The organism is Vibrio sp. 1CM7H (assembly GCF_023161645.1).
Classification (GTDB): Bacteria; Pseudomonadota; Gammaproteobacteria; order Enterobacterales; family Vibrionaceae; genus Vibrio; species Vibrio diabolicus.
Genome location: NZ_JALNTV010000002.1, coordinates 350794 through 367393 on the forward strand (window position 1 = coordinate 350794; position 16600 = coordinate 367393).

At 43.9% G+C, this 16600-nt stretch carries 14 protein-coding genes; 2 read left to right on the forward strand and 12 right to left on the reverse strand.

Going from position 1 to position 16600, the window contains the following annotated elements; genetic code table 11:
• Positions 1–147 precede the first annotated feature (147 nt).
• The 7 genes from fhuB to MSG33_RS09930 all read right to left on the reverse strand — a co-directional run bounded on the left by fhuB (position 148) and on the right by MSG33_RS09930 (position 8371).
• Positions 148–2124: a Fe(3+)-hydroxamate ABC transporter permease FhuB gene (gene fhuB / locus MSG33_RS09900; RefSeq protein ID WP_248380864.1), complete on the reverse strand. Its 1977-nt coding sequence runs from the start codon at positions 2122–2124 to the stop codon at positions 148–150.
• Positions 2121–3005 carry an ABC transporter substrate-binding protein gene (locus MSG33_RS09905; RefSeq protein ID WP_248380865.1) on the reverse strand — a complete coding sequence of 295 codons (885 nt, stop codon included), beginning with the start codon at positions 3003–3005 and terminating at the stop codon, positions 2121–2123. Before MSG33_RS09905 ends, fhuB begins: the two co-directional genes overlap by 4 nt.
• 10 nt (positions 3006–3015) lie before the next feature.
• Complete coding sequence (locus MSG33_RS09910; protein WP_193447112.1) at positions 3016–3780, reverse strand: ABC transporter ATP-binding protein; 765 nt, start codon at positions 3778–3780, stop codon at positions 3016–3018.
• Between the two features lie 325 nt (positions 3781–4105).
• Positions 4106–4324 (reverse strand): hypothetical protein, encoded by a 219-nt coding sequence (locus tag MSG33_RS09915; protein WP_005377723.1) that lies wholly within the window; start codon positions 4322–4324, stop codon positions 4106–4108.
• Between the two features lie 87 nt (positions 4325–4411).
• Positions 4412–5536, reverse strand: coding sequence for an HD domain-containing phosphohydrolase (locus MSG33_RS09920; RefSeq protein WP_237308830.1), 1125 nt, complete (start codon positions 5534–5536; stop codon positions 4412–4414).
• 274 nt (positions 5537–5810) lie between these two features.
• On the reverse strand, positions 5811–7016 hold the full coding sequence (locus MSG33_RS09925) for an aromatic amino acid transport family protein (RefSeq protein WP_248380866.1): 1206 nt from the start codon (positions 7014–7016) through the stop codon (positions 5811–5813).
• A gap of 161 nt (positions 7017–7177) precedes the next feature.
• Positions 7178–8371: an iron-containing alcohol dehydrogenase gene (locus MSG33_RS09930; RefSeq protein ID WP_248380867.1), complete on the reverse strand. Its 1194-nt coding sequence runs from the start codon at positions 8369–8371 to the stop codon at positions 7178–7180.
• Between the two features lie 625 nt (positions 8372–8996).
• Here MSG33_RS09930 and MSG33_RS09935 point away from each other — a divergent pair.
• Entirely contained in the window at positions 8997–10262 is a 1266-nt protein-coding gene (locus tag MSG33_RS09935; protein WP_167426617.1) for an HD domain-containing protein, read from the forward strand.
• A gap of 61 nt (positions 10263–10323) precedes the next feature.
• On the opposite strand, the gene MSG33_RS09940 is transcribed toward MSG33_RS09935, so the two are convergent.
• Positions 10324–10926 carry a 2OG-Fe(II) oxygenase gene (locus tag MSG33_RS09940; protein ID WP_005394168.1) on the reverse strand — a complete coding sequence of 201 codons (603 nt, stop codon included), beginning with the start codon at positions 10924–10926 and terminating at the stop codon, positions 10324–10326.
• Between the two features lie 160 nt (positions 10927–11086).
• The gene (locus tag MSG33_RS09945; protein ID WP_048626350.1) at positions 11087–11857 is read right to left on the reverse strand and encodes a TerC family protein; all 771 of its coding nucleotides are present in this window, start codon (positions 11855–11857) and stop codon (positions 11087–11089) included.
• Between the two features lie 415 nt (positions 11858–12272).
• Between MSG33_RS09945 and MSG33_RS09950 the strand changes: the two genes are divergently transcribed.
• Entirely contained in the window at positions 12273–13211 is a 939-nt protein-coding gene (locus MSG33_RS09950; protein ID WP_248380868.1) for a LysR family transcriptional regulator, read from the forward strand.
• 24 nt (positions 13212–13235) lie between these two features.
• Here the strand turns inward: MSG33_RS09950 and MSG33_RS09955 are convergent, their stop codons facing one another.
• From MSG33_RS09955 to MSG33_RS09965, 3 genes are all read right to left on the reverse strand, one after another.
• Positions 13236–14117 carry a YjjW family glycine radical enzyme activase gene (locus MSG33_RS09955; RefSeq protein ID WP_248380869.1) on the reverse strand — a complete coding sequence of 294 codons (882 nt, stop codon included), beginning with the start codon at positions 14115–14117 and terminating at the stop codon, positions 13236–13238.
• A gap of 23 nt (positions 14118–14140) precedes the next feature.
• Positions 14141–15685 (reverse strand): YjjI family glycine radical enzyme, encoded by a 1545-nt coding sequence (locus tag MSG33_RS09960; RefSeq protein ID WP_248380870.1) that lies wholly within the window; start codon positions 15683–15685, stop codon positions 14141–14143.
• A gap of 214 nt (positions 15686–15899) precedes the next feature.
• Complete coding sequence (locus MSG33_RS09965; protein ID WP_085343875.1) at positions 15900–16523, reverse strand: LysE family translocator; 624 nt, start codon at positions 16521–16523, stop codon at positions 15900–15902.
• Positions 16524–16600: the final 77 nt, after the last annotated feature.

Below are 16600 nucleotides of genomic sequence, written 5' to 3' on the forward strand. Positions count from 1 at the left end.
AAAGCGAGTTACGGCATCGCCAGTTGTTTCCATAAAAGACAAACCAGAGGTTTTGCATAAGACACTCGCAGTGGCATAGGTTACCAATGCCACTGCGAGTGCTTGTTTGTTGTATAAGTACTTTCTTCGTTGATGCTTAGCTCGTATCTATAAACGGCGTAAACCCCACATTAAATACAAACCGCCAATGAGAGACGCCATAAGCCCTGTTGGTATTTCTTGTGGGTAAAGAACTTGTCGTCCCAACCAATCGGCCAACAACATCACGCCGGAACCCAATATCGCGGCGCATAACATGTGTTGTGACGCTTTGTTAAAGCCAAATAAGCGAGCTAAATGCGGAGCCAGTAACCCAACAAAGCTAATAGGACCAACAACCAATGTCGCACTGACCGTGAGACAAGCAACTAAAAGAAGCAGTATTGCGCGTGAACGATCAACTCTAATTCCAAGTGCTTTAGAGGAAGCGGCGCCAACAGGAAGAATATCTAGCCATCTTACGCAGAGAAAACTCAACCCTATAAAAACAAGCGCAGATAAAGACAATGGGAGTAACGTTTCAACCGAAACATAGTAGGTAGACCCAGACAACCAAGCCAATGCTTGATAACTTCTTGGGTCACCAGTGGCTAGAATAAAGCTCTGTATTGCATTCATCAGTGCGGTAATAGCAATACCAGTCAACAAAATGCGCTCCGGCTGAAAACCTGATTTACGGTTTAGCAGCACAATGACCAATACCGTCGCTAACGCACCTACAAGCCCGCCTAAAGAAAGAGTGAAAATTGACGAACTTAACCCAGTAAACATCGCGATGATCAACCCCATCGCTGTCCCTGAACTGATGCCGATCACTTCTGGACTGGCCATTGGGTTTCCACTTAGGCGTTGAATCATGGTGCCAGCAATCGCTAACATTGCCCCCGCAATTGCTGCTGCAAATAATCTAGGTGCGCGCCATTCCAAAAAAATCCAATTTTGGCTAGCAAACAAGTTTGTCCACCCTTCATTTTGCACAGCAACTGTGGCAAAAAGAACAACGGAAATTAGCGTGCCGAACAATGACAATAAGATCGCTTTAGGGTTTAGCCTGTAAACATGTTGACGATGCCGAGTTAACACCGTCTGAGTATGACCCTGCGTCTTTTGTGATAAGCGAGGTAGCAGCCATAACAGTAGCGGAGCGCCCAGTGCAGCCGTTGCTGCTCCCGTTGGTATAAAACTCGCCATTAGCCCCGGCAGTTGCTGAATAACCAAATCGGTTAAAGTCAATAACATGGCACCAATCAGCATTGATACCCAAAGCTTATGCTGGATTTTATTGATACCTATCAATCGAGTAATCGCTGGCGCTGCTAATCCGATGAAACCGATGATTCCTACTGCAGAAACGACCCAAGAAGTGATTAGTACCGCAAGCCCAAGACAGACAAAGCGTAGTTTGGCTAGCGAGACACCTAAACTCTTGGCACCTTGCTCGGAGAGTTCTAACAGACTTAACGGCTTTGCAAACACAAACGCGATAACCGTAGCAAGTGCGATTCGAGGTGCAAGATACGAGAAATCACCCCATCCGCTCTGAACAAGCGAGCCCGCTCCCCATATCATTAATCCATTCAGCTTTTCGGTATTCATCATCAGAATAGCCGTACTTAATGATGCAAAGTACAGGTTTATCACTAACCCAGAAACGACGACAACCGTTGGAGATAACGCTCGTCGCCATGACAACAGCATCACCAACCCCATCGATGTCACACCGCCGATGAGAGCAACCAAATTAGGTGCTATATCCAACATCCAAGGGGCAAATAGCGTAGCTAACATCAAAGCAAAACTTGAACCGCTCGCCACACCTAATGTTGTTGGCGAAGCAAGAGGATTGCGCAGAACTTGTTGCATTAATACCCCAGCAACCGCTAATCCGGCACCAGAAATAATCGTGGTGAAGACTCGAGGCCACCAGCTAAAGTGAAGTAAGACGGAATCGATAGATTGAAAGTTAGGTTTCCATAAACTGCTAAGAGCCAGTGAGAATGAACTTGCTTGATACAATTGGAAAGCACCAATAGAAAAGGTAAATGCCGAAAGTAACACCACAAGGCTTAAAGGCATGGTTTTCATTGTTCTAACTCCTCGACCTTACTCGCCGTAACTAACTCCGCGAACCGAAGCGCTGAAGGCATAGAACCAAAACTCCAAACAGGCGCGACTTGCATGACCTCCTCACCAGACTGTTGAACAACGTATTGCCAAAACGGATCTTGAGAGAGCCGCTTTTCGCCACCGTGAGGCAATGGCTCAACGATAACAATTTGGGCCCTTATACCTACTAACTTATCGATGCCGACTAAGCTGAAGCCCCAGCTATTTGTCTCTTCGTTCCACGCATTACTCAGCCCAATCTTTTCGATAGCCTGAGAGTAAAGGCTATTCTGACCAAAAACACGAACGTGCTTCGTATCCATAAACTGAATCATTAAAAGCGGCGGCTGGCCTTTGTTTATGCGCTGTTTTAGTAAAGAGAAACGTTCTTCATATTGTTGGATAAGTGCCTCAGCCTCCGCTTCTCTTCCTAGCTCTTCACCAAACCTCCGAGTGAAACGAGTAAGTACCGACCAATCTGTAATCCCGCTTTCATATAAGTCAATCGTGGTAACGGGGGCAATATCGACTAAGCGATGCTTCATTGAGGAGAAATACGGGGCAATAAAAATACGGTCAGGTCTGAGCTCGTAAATACGCTCTATATTGGGTTGAGTTCTTAACCCTACATCCTTAGTTTGAGGTGGTAACGGTGGCGATTTTACCCAAGCATCGTAATCTTGCCCTTGAGCGACGCCTACGGGCACGACCCCTAACGCCAACATCGTTTCAGTTTGTGTCCAATCAACCGACATCACCCGAGGTGACGCCTCAGCTACTGCTTGAAAGGAACTGACCAAAAGCGCACTAAGTGAGAGAGCGAAAGAGAAATGCTTAAGTCGAGTGTTTGTACTGCTCATTATTCAACCTCTAGCTTGGCATCGCCACCGGATAACCCGCAGGGTGGTCAGAGATCTTCATCTCTATCCCGTATATGTCCCTTAGCTTAGGTTCAGTAAACACCTGTTCAACATTGCCTTGTGCAATCAAATCACCTTGATGTAATGCAACGATATGATCGCAAAAGCGCGTCGCTAAGTTGATGTCGTGCAATACGATAATAACGCCCAAACCCAACTCTTTACTGAGTTTAGAGATGAGCTTCAACATATCGACTTGATGGCTAATATCTAACGCAGACAAAGGCTCATCAAGAAGCAAATACTCGGTTTTTTGCGCTAATAGCATGGCTAGCCACACTCGTTGGCGCTCCCCTCCAGATAGCGTATCAACTAAGCGATCTGCGTATTTTAGTGTTCCTGTCATCGCCATTGATTCTTCAACAATGTCATGATCTTTCTTGCTCAAACGACCAAGTAAACCATGCCATGGGTAACGACCAAATCCGACTAAATCGCGACCTAAAATACTGTCGGTCACCGGAAGATGCTGAGGCAAGTAGGCAATGTGTTGGGCGAATTTTTTCGCTGAGAGATCGTTAATGCTCGTTCCATGCAGAACCACGTCACCAGCGGTGTATGGCTGTTGCTGTGCCAGCAACTTTAACAATGTGGATTTTCCTGAACCATTGTGCCCAACAAGAGCGTATGTTTTTCCAGGTTCAAATGTCACATCAAACGCTTTTAGCAATGACTTGCCTTCAATCTCAAACTGGAGTGCTTTAGCTTCCAACATCCCTACTTCACCTAATAGCCATTCACAAATGAAAGCTAATCAATCGCTTTCATTCGTTCATCACGTTTGCCGTTCTTATTCAACAGAACGATTAATAAGGGAGGTTTTATATAACAACAAAGATACAAATGCAAACCGTTGTCATTATCATTACATCAGCAAGATCATTGAGAGAATTACTAAGCGTTAATGATTATTTGTTGCGGATGACTTCATTAGTGGATTGTCGGCAGGTCAACGAGAGCAGCGGTCTACCACTGCCCTCGCATAAATTTAAATGAATACTGCGGCGCATGAAGAAATGAGAAATGCCGCAGTGAATAAATTAATGACGAGCGTCAGCGCCAAACTCTACTTCTTTATAGATATCGGCCAGCGACTTTTTACCTTGTTTGTCTTTGGCTGAACGCTTTTTCTTCGTTTGATAATGGTATTCTTGCTCCTGAAGTGCTTGTTCGTGCTCTTTTGCTGACTCAACAAACTCAGGATTTGCAAGTGCTTGTTGGCGTAAGCGGTTTACTCTTTCAAGGGTTTCCCACAACATACTTCACCTCCAAACTTATCACTGTATATAAAAACAGTATTGTTTAAATATTCCTCCTCGTCAACATTTCAACTTTGTTACTGCTCTTCACATTAACCCCAAGCCTGTATAGTGCTCCGGATATTTGTGGATGATTTGCTTTATATAACCTTGATGCTCTCGCAGAGCATTAACACATTCTCGAGATAACCATCCCTGATATACCCATTTTTCAAGTTCTAACAATGCGTATGGGATGGACCACGCTTGTCTGTACGGATGGTGCGTCGTCATAAAATCAAAGGCATTCGCGACAGCCGTAATTTGCGCGGCTATTGGTATATCGCCACTGGTTAAACCATACGGATAACCAGTACCATTTAAGTTTTCGTATTGATAAGTAACCATCTGCAAAAACAAAGTCACACTCGGGTGAACCGGATTTCCGATACGAGCCACTATGTCATCGGCCGAGTCGATGCAACGCTCAATATGTTGAATCAATATCGCCTCTTGTTCTTGAGTATAATTTGTTCGGCGACTAGCAATTTCAACTGGCAGCTGAATATCACTGAGCGCATGGAATTGAGCAAAAATACCAATATCTTCGACCATTTCATCATTCAGGTGATAACGATCCGCTAACTGCGTTGCGATGACTTGGCTGTAATACTTCATTCGTTTGGTATGCGCGTAAAACTCAGGGGAGTAGCCTGGCATCATACATTGCATTCGGTTCGCCAACGTTTCTATCGCGCTAACGACGTGGTCTTCTGATTCAACCGCAAATTGAATCATTTCGAAATAAGGTTTGAGACTATTCAACGCTTCTAAGCTAAACGCATTGGGCTGAGTGGAATTTAAAAACACAAAGCCTGTAAATGCTTTATTGTCGTAACAAGGAATCGCAACCGACGACTGGTATCCGTGTTTGAGTAAGGTTTGAACCCGAGGACAGTGATTAATATAGTGAAGGTCTTCGACGATGCGAGGAATCGCGTTTTTGGAGGCAATATTGAGGTGGTGGAGTTTACGGAATGCTGACTCATGGTGGGCTAAACACCAAGTGTCGAACTCACTTTCTGCAAATGATTTGAGCACATCTTGGTCTGGGTGATATTTAGCAAATGACACCCTATCAATACACGGCAAGTGCGCCTGCATCCTGCCCTTTAGCGTTTGCAGTTGCTCATTAAGCGGTTTTGCAAACGGGTAAAAACTCCGGTGCGCCATACTTCACCTCCACACCCAAGCAGAGAAACAAGAGAAGCTCATTGTGTTGTAAATTCAATGGTATTTTGAGCGGCTTTCTCCACTTAAATTATCGATATACCACAACTTAAGTGTACGAAATAAAAGCACATTTCTACCAATTCTTTCACCGAATATCTTACGGTAATTTGATCCAGATTAAAAAAGCCAACGAGCGAAACTCGTTGGCTTAACAATACTGATTGATTACGATGGATTCAGTAACTAGAGGTTATTCAGAGAACGTTCTAAACAACTAGCCCAAAGCAGGAAGCACACCCAAAGTAATTAACACCTGAGCTAATACGATACCTGTGCCAGCGATACCCGTTATCACTAATGCGCCTTGGCCACCAGCTACTCGGTACTCTCCTGTAAAATCATCCGATTTACGAACCTTGATCACCATAACCAGAGGTAAAAAGATGGCTAAAATCGCTAAGGCAATCGCTGCATAGCCCAAAGCCATAATAAAGCCTTGAGGGTAAAAAAGTGCGAAGCCCAGCGGTGGGGTAAACGTCACGAGTGCCGCAACCAAGCGATTAGGCTTATCGTTGCTCCCTTTGATGGTGTCACCCAAAAACTCGAATAGACCTAAACTCACACCAAGAAATGACGTTAACAGTGCCAAATCAGCAAATACACCGACAATGTTGCCTAAGTTTGATTGGTGCACCGTTTGCGATAGTTGACCAATAAGCGCGCTCAAGCCGCCGTTTTCAATAAGTGTATTTTGGCTAACCACACCCAACGTCACGATCTGCCAAAAGATGTAAATCACGAGCGGGATCGTCGAGCCAATAATAACGGCTTTGCGCAAAGAAGAAGTATCGCCATCTAAGTAATTCACAATTGCCGGAATACTTCCGTGAAAACCAAACGAAGTAAAGATAACAGGAATCGCCGCTACAATAAGACCTTGCTCAATCGGCATACTCAATAAGTAAGATTCCGTAACGTTTGGAGCAAGAAAAGAAAGCACAGCAACCATCGCAACAAGTTTCATCGCGAACAACACGCGGTTAACTTTATCGACCGTACCTGTACCAACTGTCACAACTAAAGTCACAATCAAGGTAAAGATTATCGTTGATGTAGGCCCTGAAATATCAAGGTCAAACCATTGTGCAAGGCGGTCTCCGAACTGAGCACCACCGCCAGCGATGTATGCTGCACACAATGAGTAGAACAGAAAAAGCATCGCAAAACTTGCCACCCACTTGCCTTTTGGGCCCAGGATCTGTTTCGCTAAAGTATGAAGAGTTGCACTACTTTCTGCATGCTGATGAAGCTCTAGCATGAGTAAGGCAGTGAAAGCCATCAGAGCCCATAAACTGAGCATGATGATGATTGAAGTTGAAAAACCAATGCCGGCAGAGGCAAGTGGAAGGGCTAGCATGCCAGCACCTATTGTAGTTCCCGCGATAATTAGAGTACTACCGAATACTTTAGAACGACTCATTGTATATTTATCTTTACACTTTATTAGGAATTATCGGTATTAAATCGGGTAACGGCGTACCGAAACCAATACCATATTTGTAATGCTGTCGATATTGTAGGATCTTCAGCAGAAGATCAAGCAAAGTGTAAGGATAAAAAACCACAAGTGTAAATAAAAACTTACACATCACTAATATCTAACAATAGCTGAGTACATTCTTCCCTGCTCATGAACTTAGGGACAGGGTAATTCCAGTGCGCCTCTTTCAGAATTAAATCTACAAGCGCATCAGCATCTTCGCGCTGAATGAGTGCACTTTTCTGCTTAATATCAATGCTTGCAAACAAAGACTCCACATGCGTCAAAAAGTGTTGAGCACTCGCCTCACCTGACTGCCCTTCGGCCGTCAACGCATCGAGTTTTCTTAGTTGAGGCTCTATCTCTGATAATGAAAAGCGCAGCACAGGTAACAAGGCTAATCCGTTTGCCATGCCATGAGGTATTCCATATTTCGCACCGAATGTGTGAGCAAACGCATGAACATAACCCAAACTCGCTTTCGTAAATGCTAAACCTGCGTAATAGGATGCCATGGCCATTTTATGTCGAGCTTCAACATCATCCCCTTGTGCTACGACCCGAGGAAGATGCTTAAAAATTAACTTAATGGCGGCAACAGAATAAGCCCTAGTTTCTTGAGTAGCATTTCTCGACACATACGCCTCAATAGCGTGAGTTAATGCATCAACGCCAGTATCAGCCGTGATCTTAGGAGGTAAACCAATCATTAAGTTCGCATCTAAAGCTGCCATTAGTGGCACCAACTTTGGATCCATCAAAGGGGTTTTAATGTGTGAGGAGGGATCTGATACGACCGCGGCGATGGTGACCTCACTTCCTGTTCCTGCGGTCGTTGGAATAGCAAACAGAGGCGCTGGCATTCGCCATACTTTCAATAGTCCAGCTAACTTTTTTATTGGCCGTTTATTGGTAACTTTCGCAGCAATGACCTTTGCGCAGTCCATTGCCGAGCCACCTCCCAAAGCTAATATGCCCTCACAATGAAAACGATGGTAAGCCTCTAGACCGCTTTCTACCTGATCATAGGTAGGATCGGGCTGCACTTTCGAGAAAATATCTAACTGTAAATCGAGTTGTGCTGCCGCCTTGAGCACCTTATCGACAATACCGACTTGGACTAACCCTTCGTCGGTAACTAATAAGACGCGTTTAAATCCCAGTTCGGTCATCGATTCTAATAGCTCATTCATCGAACCAGGGCCGGAAAACAAGGTTGGTCTCGGCATAGGAAGGATAAGAGCTGCTATTTTTAGCCCTGCGGTGTAAGTCCGATATAAGCGATGCTTCAACATACGAAATCCTTTTCATTTAGAGCTATCATTCTAGCTACTTTTATCACCTATGCTTACTTTGCAATCACACATTTTTTAATTAAGTCATTCCATCAACACATAAATGCTGCAGAGGGAGCAATACCGTTATCTTGATCTCCCCACACCACATGAGCTGTAGAGAAAATTATTTTTTATGATTTTCCATTAGCGTTACCTTAATAACTCACCCCTCTTCGGCTTTGCCGATCATAAAGTGGTTATTGAAGGTGCCTTATCATTCATACAAACTCAAAAATATGAATTCTGCTTAATCACATAACGGTACGGTATATCAGTAATCTAATCCGAACATCACTTATAAAAATACAAATAAGAATGCGTTACATCATGATTTATTGTCGTTTTCAAATAAGTCAATAAAAGCAACAATAATCTTTCAAAACTAATACTTAGTTCAAATAACTGACTCTTAATCATGAGCTTCAGGTGATATTGTTATGCAACTAGGATTATTATCCGCCCCATAATTAAAACTACGTCTAAACGCCCACCTTTTTGGGGTCTATTCGCTGTCGTACCCAATTTTCCTATCACCTTCTGATTTGGGTTTCGCGTGGGCTAATTAGCAATGTCGGTATAAACCATGAATCATTCTTGCCATTCCCATACGGACACGGGCTTTGAAGTCGATCTAAAACAAGCACTTATCTGGGTTGCTCGAGCACTCGATTATGTCGGTGTTGACGATACTCACCACAGCCATCGTGTCGCTTATATCGCTTACCAATGTGCTCGCGTCATGGGTTGGGAGCCAGAAAAAGCGGAGTTTTGTTACTTCGCAGGTATGATCCACGACTGTGGAGTCTCCGAAACACAAGAACATAAAATGTTACTTGGAGAGCTGGTGCCACAAGACGTGAAAACACACTGCTTAAGAGGGTACCGAAGCCTCAAGCAATGTCGTTTGTTGCGCCAATTTGCGACACCAGTTCTTTACCACCATACACATTGGAGCGAACTAAAAGAGCTCGATTTACCGCCTTTTGAAAAAGAGGTGGCCGCCCTGCTCTACTTATCAGACCGCCTTGATTTTATGCGCTCAAAATACGTCATGAACTGCCACTGTGACATTGTCACGCTTCATGAAGAATTGATTGCTGAGTGCATCATGGCAAACGTTGGAACCTTGTTTAATCCAAGTATGGCCGAAGCAATGGTTAAACTCGTCATGACCGACGCGTTTTGGTTCGCGATGGAGTCGGAAAATATTGAAACCATAGGCCTAAATTTTAAAAGCATTGATTGGCTTCAAAAACAATTAACCATCCAAGATATGAACAGTTTGGGAATGTTTATCGCTCAAATTGTCGATGCAAAGAGCCCGTTCACTTATCAACATTCACAAAAAGTAGCGGAATTATCTCGTTATCTAGCAATTAAGCTTGGGCTAAACGAGCACGACCAAGAAATGTTATATATTGCAGGGCTGGTGCATGATATTGGAAAGTTAAAAACACCAGATGAAATCCTTCACAAAGAAGGCTCTCTGAACAAACAAGAGTACACACGCATTAAACGCCATACCATTGATACTCAGCTCGCATTGCATAAGGTCTTCCCTAACGCGAAAATAGCGGAGTGGGCTTCCAATCATCATGAGCGTTTAGACGGCTCGGGCTATCCCTATCACAAAACAGGCGACGAGCTCGATGTTCCATCGCGTATCATTGCTGTCGCGGATGTCTTCCAAGCCCTGTCTCAAGATCGCCCCTATCGAGGACGAATGACTCAAACACAGATCGCCGACATTATGGGTGAGCAAATAGCCAAAGAGGAGCTTTGCTCTGACGTTTATGCGGTATTAGAACGACACATGACAGAGTGTTACGAACTCTCAACCGACGTTTAATCAAAACAGGGGCGAACACACGCCCCCTTTTTTAGGATGATAAAACTAGGCAGATAAATAGCTACCTAGCAATATCAAGTAAATTATCTCGCACACCATTGATTCTGAACCAACCAGCGATACTAAAACGCTCGGCATTAGTTGGTAACACCTCATGTGGGAACTGCTCTGATAAGAATACGAACAAACGCCCTGAGCGTGGGGGAATGGTTGCAATTTTATTGTCATTCAAATCGTATACTACTAATTCACCCGCGTCTTCTTCCGTCCAGGATTCGTTCATATAAAAAACGGTCGTCAATCGACGGTTTTCGTTACCTTTGAAGCAATCTAAATGTTTTTGGTAGAAGTCCCCTTTCTCGTACTTGGCAAAATGAGCTTCGTACTCAAAAAGTCCAAGAAACAAGTGACGGTTCACTTCTTGGCGGATCTCTTCCATTTTATCCAAGTAAGAAGCAACAGCATGCCCCATATTTGGCGATAACCATTGAATCTTGTCACTTCGAATAGATTCAATACGAGTAACATCATCGTTACGACCAATACGTGCTTTTTTCCAATTGCTTGGAATGCAATCTCGCAGTTGAGCCACCTCTTGTTCAGAAAGAAAATCATCCCAGATGTAGTAGCCATTGGTTGCTAACGCATCGATCATTTTATTCATTATTTTCGTTCACTCGTGTTAGTTGGGCGCTCTATATAAAAAATCTGCGACACAACAACAAATGCGATTTTTTATCGAGACGACAACGAAGCAAAACGAGAATTAAAATAGACGATACAAGATACAAAAATGCCGCTCATGTGAGCGGCAATGTCGTTTATTATTGACGAGCTTCTAATCTCGTTGCTCGAATTCGCAACGGACGAAGACGCTTAATGCTAGGACGCTGTTTGTTTTTTAGCTGGATATGACAAAGTTCCAGAATCAAACCAAATGCCATCGCAAAGTACACATAACCTTTATTGATATGAATTGCGAAGCCTTCTGCCATCAATAAGCCACCCAATAAAACGAGGAACAGCAATGCCAACGTTTTAAAGCCGGGATAGCGCGTCACCAGATTATTGATTTTTTCAGCAGTCATTACCATCACGATTGCAGACGAGACAATCGCCGCGACCATAAGCGGGACATCACTTGTCAAACCGACGGCGGTTATCACCGAGTCCATTGAGAATACCGCATCCACAGCAACAATCTGCAGCAGCACTACCGCTAATCCAGTACGAGCATGAGTCGAGTGGCCAGATTCATTGTGATTTAACCAGCTCCACAACTCTTTCAGGCTTTTTGCCAATAAGAATGCACCACCCGCGATCATGATCACGTCTCTTCCAGTAAACGCTTGGTTTACGACGGAAAACAGTGGTTGAGTCAACTGCATAATCCAAGAGATAGAAAAAACCAATGCAATACGAGCAATAACGGCAAGGCCGATGCCAAGGTTTCTTGCCAGTTTACGTTGGTGCTGTGGCAATCTTTCACATAGGACGGAGATAAAAACGACGTTATCAACGCCTAAGACAACTTCAAGCGCAAACAAAGTGGCGAAAATCGCCCAAGCCTCTGGTTGCATGAAAAGTTCTAACATGAGTACGCCTCCAGTGATGGGAAGACATACGGTGAAGGGTTCTGTCGACTAAAGGGGTCGTCCATTAATTATTTATACCTCTGTTACTTAAGGATCTTGAGTAAATCACCAAATAATCAACAACACAATGGCTATTTTTTAAAGGTAATGGCGGCTTTTCATTCGTACACAAACTATTCAGCCCTCGCACTAGAAAGATAAATGAAATAGAAATTCTTAAATTGAAGAAAGGAAAATGCCAAAGATCTAACAAATCCAAGAGAATTCTTTAATCTTACAAAGCTCAAATTATTTTTACGCAACACGTTAAATACATTGAGCTCAAAGCGAAAGATGCTCATTTACGAGATAAACAATAGTAAAAATTTGTTTCATCCTGATATACTGCCAAAAATCATAAGAAACCATGCTATTTATGGACTACATTGCTCTTTCACGCATTAGCCTAAAACACCTCACTGTATTGCATATGTTGTTAACCACTCACAGTGTTACGCTTGCCGCAGAGCGCCTGTGTGTAACACCTTCGAGCGTCAGTAAAACACTTGGGCAATTACGTGAAACGCTGAAAGATGACCTTTTCTATCGCGATGGTACTCGCTTGGTACCAACGGCATTTGCGCTGCACATTGGCCCCTCGATCCATGGCATACTCTCTAGCATGAATGGATTATTACATCAGGGCTCATTTAATCCAGCTTACTATCAGGGCAGTTTCTCATTAGCTATGCGTGAAAGTTCGTTTGAGCTTTTTGCGCCAGTTCTACAGCATTTATCTCAGCAACTCGGCAATCATGCACATTTGAATGTGCATGCAAAAGAGGAAATGAGTTTCGATGCGTTGGTAAGAGGCCAAGTGGACTTTTTGCTGCTTCCACACGATCTTAGTCAGCCGCCCACGCAAAACAAAGACTTGGTATGGCAAACCATTCTGAAAGACGAAATGGTTTGTTTAATGGGATCATCAAATCCACTCTCTAAACAGCCTTTGTCTGTTGAAAGCTACCTCTGTGCAAGACACATTGGGATTCATGATAAAGATCTCTCACAACCTTATTTCGAGCAGAACCTCACACAAAGGCACTCGAAGCGAAATATGGCTATGCGTGTAGCGGATTTTGGTTCAGCTGCGGTGATGTGTCAGCACTCAGATTACTTGTTCACCTGTTCCAAACTTTGGGCAAGGGCGCCCATGCAAGCAAAAGGCTTGGTTGAACAATCCCTTCCATTCGATTATGGACAGGTAGCCTACAGCCTCGTTTGGAACAAAGCGAGCTTGAACGATCCGGCTTTAAAATGGCTACAAAAACAATTGCTCGATGCCTGTGCCATGCTAGACGCGTGCGATGCGTGAGTAAGATAACGAATCAAAACGGCATTACGTGAGTACAATCGGCACTGCGATGGGGTTACTCACGTAACGTAAAAGTTCTGATTTTAAGCGTTCGATATCATGGCGAGAGCACGCATCCCAGGTTAGCGCCTCCCCCATGACTCCGTGATGTTGAAATGCATTTAAACGGATAAGCACCGATTCAGGTAAAGTACTCAAATAGCGCCCAATCGCTACGATTTCTATATCTAAATCACTTTTCCCTGGAATATGCAGTAACCGAACTTCATACAATTTTTCATGCTTTGCAAGGTACTGAAGCGTTTTGAATACACGATGATTATCACGCCCAGTTAGCCACTGGTGCGTCTCTGTCTGCCACGATTTCAAATCGATCATCGCACCGTCCAGAAAAGGAAGCACACGCTGCCAACCTGTCACTGATAAAGAGCCATTGCTGTCGATGAAACAAGAAAGGTGCTGTAACTCAGGATCTTGCTTCATCCCTTTAAACAGCTCAATAATGAAAGGAAGTTGTAAGGTAGATTCCCCACCGGATACTGTAACACCACTGATGAAAAAGCGATGCTTGCGTATCAAATCGAGCATTGTTACCACAGAGTAGTCAGTAATTTTTGGATTAGATTGGTTCTGACATATCTCTATACAATGATCGCAGTGGGTGCACTCCTCTTTAAGCCAAACAACGTTGTTGTTTTCGTCGAACTTCAGTGCGTCTGCCGGGCACTCACTCACACAATCACCACAGTGATTACAATGGTTTATTGTATGAGGGTTATGACAGTTCAAACACTGATAGTTACAACCCTGTAGAAAGATGACTAGACGATTTCCTGGCCCATCAACACAAGAGAAAGGAAGGATACGAGTGACTTTTGCCAAAAGGCTTCCACTTCGTCTAGACATCTTGTTCTTTCCTAAACCGACCTTTACGCCTGCGTGTAGGTCGGTGTCATTTCATGACTCACCACACGTGGTGAGCGTTCTAAAATCCCAGTATTTCTTGCCGCCTCTGCTCCCAGAAACGTCGTATTGGTTCTCGAACCTTCTGCATCATATTTTGCGATATCAGAAAGTTTGACCATGTATCCCGTAACGCGAATCAAATCATTTGAGGCCACATTCGCGGTAAACTCACGATAACCAGCATTTAACGCCCCTTTGCACAAATTGAACATCGCTTCTGGGTTTGATTTCACCGTTTCATCAATCGTCAAAATATCGCTGATACCTGCACGATAATACTGGTGATGCTCAGCTGTTGCTTGTACATAAGTGACAGGGTCTGGCTCCGTGCCATAAGGAAGACGCACACCTGGCGTAACGCCAAGATCTAAGCTAATACCACCTTGAGCATGTAAGAGCGCTTTGCCATCCAAACCATATTTCACTGGGGTTGACTCCACTAGTTTCGCCAGTGTGGCTGAAACATCATGAGCAAAGGCATTCGCACGTTCATCTTTTCCGTACTGCCCCGTTTGGCCTTCTTTTTCGAACAGAAGATTCACCGCTTCTGCCATACCATAAATGCCATACATTGGTGCGAAACGGGACTCTTCAATCAACCCTTCTTGCGTCAAAAATCCTTGAAAGAAATTGGACTTTTCATGCAAGTGCGTACTTCTAGCGTCCATCAACTCAACCATTAATTGATGGTATAGAGGTAAAACACTGTTTAAGAAGTCGTTACAATCCGATGCTCGTTCTGCAACTTCTTTTAGGTTCATTCGCACCAGCGTGTTTGAACCACCAGCCAGTGGCAGTGAATTGTAGCAACTTACAATACCAAAACGTGAACCGCTGTAGGCTTTCGAGTGCACAGGGTAATTGGCAATATGAGGCTTACTACACTCGCAAATATTCTGCGTCGCTTGACGAAGTAAATCATCAGGCGTGACCGACTCGTCGTACATGAACGTAAGATTTGGCGCAATCTGCTTGAGCTCGGCGTCCACTTTTAAAATAGTGCGACAAATAATGTTGTCTGTCGGTCCGACATTCACGTGCATAAACGCATCTGGCAATGTGCGATCCAACATGATCCAAAAATGTTTTAACTTTTTGTAAATTTGATTCTCTGCCAGGTCGCCTATGTAAGGCAGTAAGACATGATCCAACTGACCTAAATACACCGGAATATTCGTTACCGATGGAACATGATGGTAAATGATGGTGAGCATATTCAGCGCATCATCGAAATCGGCAGCTGGAAGCAACTCTAGATACTCAGAGCCTTGCGATAGGAACTTAGCGTAATCAGGCAGCACATAGCGTGGTTTGAAAGGTGCATGGCCTTCAAACATATCACAGATGATTCCTTCATCCATTGCTTGTCTTAGCGATGGGGAAATCGACATGTAAGGAATACATGCTTCCGCCTCCAAGGCCAAAAAGTTCGACTTTTGTTTTGGAGAAAGACGAACATCAGTCGCAATGTCTAGAAAACGTTGTTGTAGTTCAGAAAGGCTTTTCATCTGAGATGTCCCTGAAAAAGTAACCACAAACCCACAAGATAAAACATGGATTCTACCCCTAAAGAGTAACGTGATTTTACTCCGGCTTACCTGTTGCCACTAATGAAAATAAACAAAACGTCTATTTCCATAATGGAAATAAGCTAACGCTAAATTAGGTTATTGCAACTTACGCTATTGAAATAACCCAACCATGCACCGAACACGCGCTTTCTCATCGGTTTGCCGTCGACAACATGACGCCCGCGCTAATAAATACTCCGCCAGTCAGGCGATTGAACAACTTGGCTCTTCCAGCGACAAACAGCCAGTCTGAAGCTTTTACACCTAATAATGCATAAAATGTTAGCCAACTTAGCTCAAACACCACAAATGTAGATGCAAAAATCGCGTATTGAGCCAACAAAGGCGCAGAGGGATCAATGAACTGAGGAAACAAAGCGGTAAAAAAGACAATCGCTTTCGGGTTACTAGCGCCAACAATAAAACCACTGGTGAACGCGCTGAGCGCATTCGAGGAGCTTTGGACGGCTGCCGTTTTGTCAAAATCCGTTTGAGAAGAGCGCAGCGCTTGAATGCCTAACCAGATTAAATAAGCGGCACCACACCATTTGATGATATTGAAGACCAGCTCAGATGAGGCAATCACAACCCCTAACCCGGTAAAAGAAAGCGTTAATATAATAGTGATCGCTGATAAACTGCCTAGCGCAGTCATGAGGGCAATACGAAACCCACTACTCACACCTTTACTTAAACACAGCAATGAGCTTGGCCCAGGCGATGCAGTGAGCACCAAAATGGCCAGGGTGTAAAAAATCCATGTATCAATTTGCATTGGCATCCCTTCCCGCAAAAAGTAGAGGGTTATACCTCAATCTTTATTGAGATATTCCTAGCTCAGTTTCCATCCAT

Excerpts from the sequence above, each read along its gene's own strand:
- MSG33_RS09930 (WP_248380867.1), bottom strand. The coding sequence starts at position 8,371 with ATGTTGAAGCATCGCTTATATCGGACTTACACCGCAGGGCTAAAAATA.
- MSG33_RS09935 (WP_167426617.1), top strand. The coding sequence starts at position 8,997 with ATGAATCATTCTTGCCATTCCCATACGGACACGGGCTTTGAAGTCGAT.
- MSG33_RS09910 (WP_193447112.1), bottom strand. The coding sequence starts at position 3,780 with ATGTTGGAAGCTAAAGCACTCCAGTTTGAGATTGAAGGCAAGTCATTG.
- fhuB (WP_248380864.1), bottom strand. The coding sequence starts at position 2,124 with ATGAAAACCATGCCTTTAAGCCTTGTGGTGTTACTTTCGGCATTTACC.
- MSG33_RS09905 (WP_248380865.1), bottom strand. The coding sequence starts at position 3,005 with ATGAGCAGTACAAACACTCGACTTAAGCATTTCTCTTTCGCTCTCTCA.
- MSG33_RS09945 (WP_048626350.1), bottom strand. The coding sequence starts at position 11,857 with ATGTTAGAACTTTTCATGCAACCAGAGGCTTGGGCGATTTTCGCCACT.
- MSG33_RS09940 (WP_005394168.1), bottom strand. The coding sequence starts at position 10,926 with ATGAATAAAATGATCGATGCGTTAGCAACCAATGGCTACTACATCTGG.
- MSG33_RS09925 (WP_248380866.1), bottom strand. The coding sequence starts at position 7,016 with ATGAGTCGTTCTAAAGTATTCGGTAGTACTCTAATTATCGCGGGAACT.
- MSG33_RS09915 (WP_005377723.1), bottom strand. The coding sequence starts at position 4,324 with ATGTTGTGGGAAACCCTTGAAAGAGTAAACCGCTTACGCCAACAAGCA.
- MSG33_RS09955 (WP_248380869.1), bottom strand. The coding sequence starts at position 14,117 with ATGTCTAGACGAAGTGGAAGCCTTTTGGCAAAAGTCACTCGTATCCTT.
- MSG33_RS09960 (WP_248380870.1), bottom strand. The coding sequence starts at position 15,685 with ATGAAAAGCCTTTCTGAACTACAACAACGTTTTCTAGACATTGCGACT.
- MSG33_RS09950 (WP_248380868.1), top strand. The coding sequence starts at position 12,273 with ATGGACTACATTGCTCTTTCACGCATTAGCCTAAAACACCTCACTGTA.
- MSG33_RS09920 (WP_237308830.1), bottom strand. The coding sequence starts at position 5,536 with ATGGCGCACCGGAGTTTTTACCCGTTTGCAAAACCGCTTAATGAGCAA.
- MSG33_RS09965 (WP_085343875.1), bottom strand. The coding sequence starts at position 16,523 with ATGCAAATTGATACATGGATTTTTTACACCCTGGCCATTTTGGTGCTC.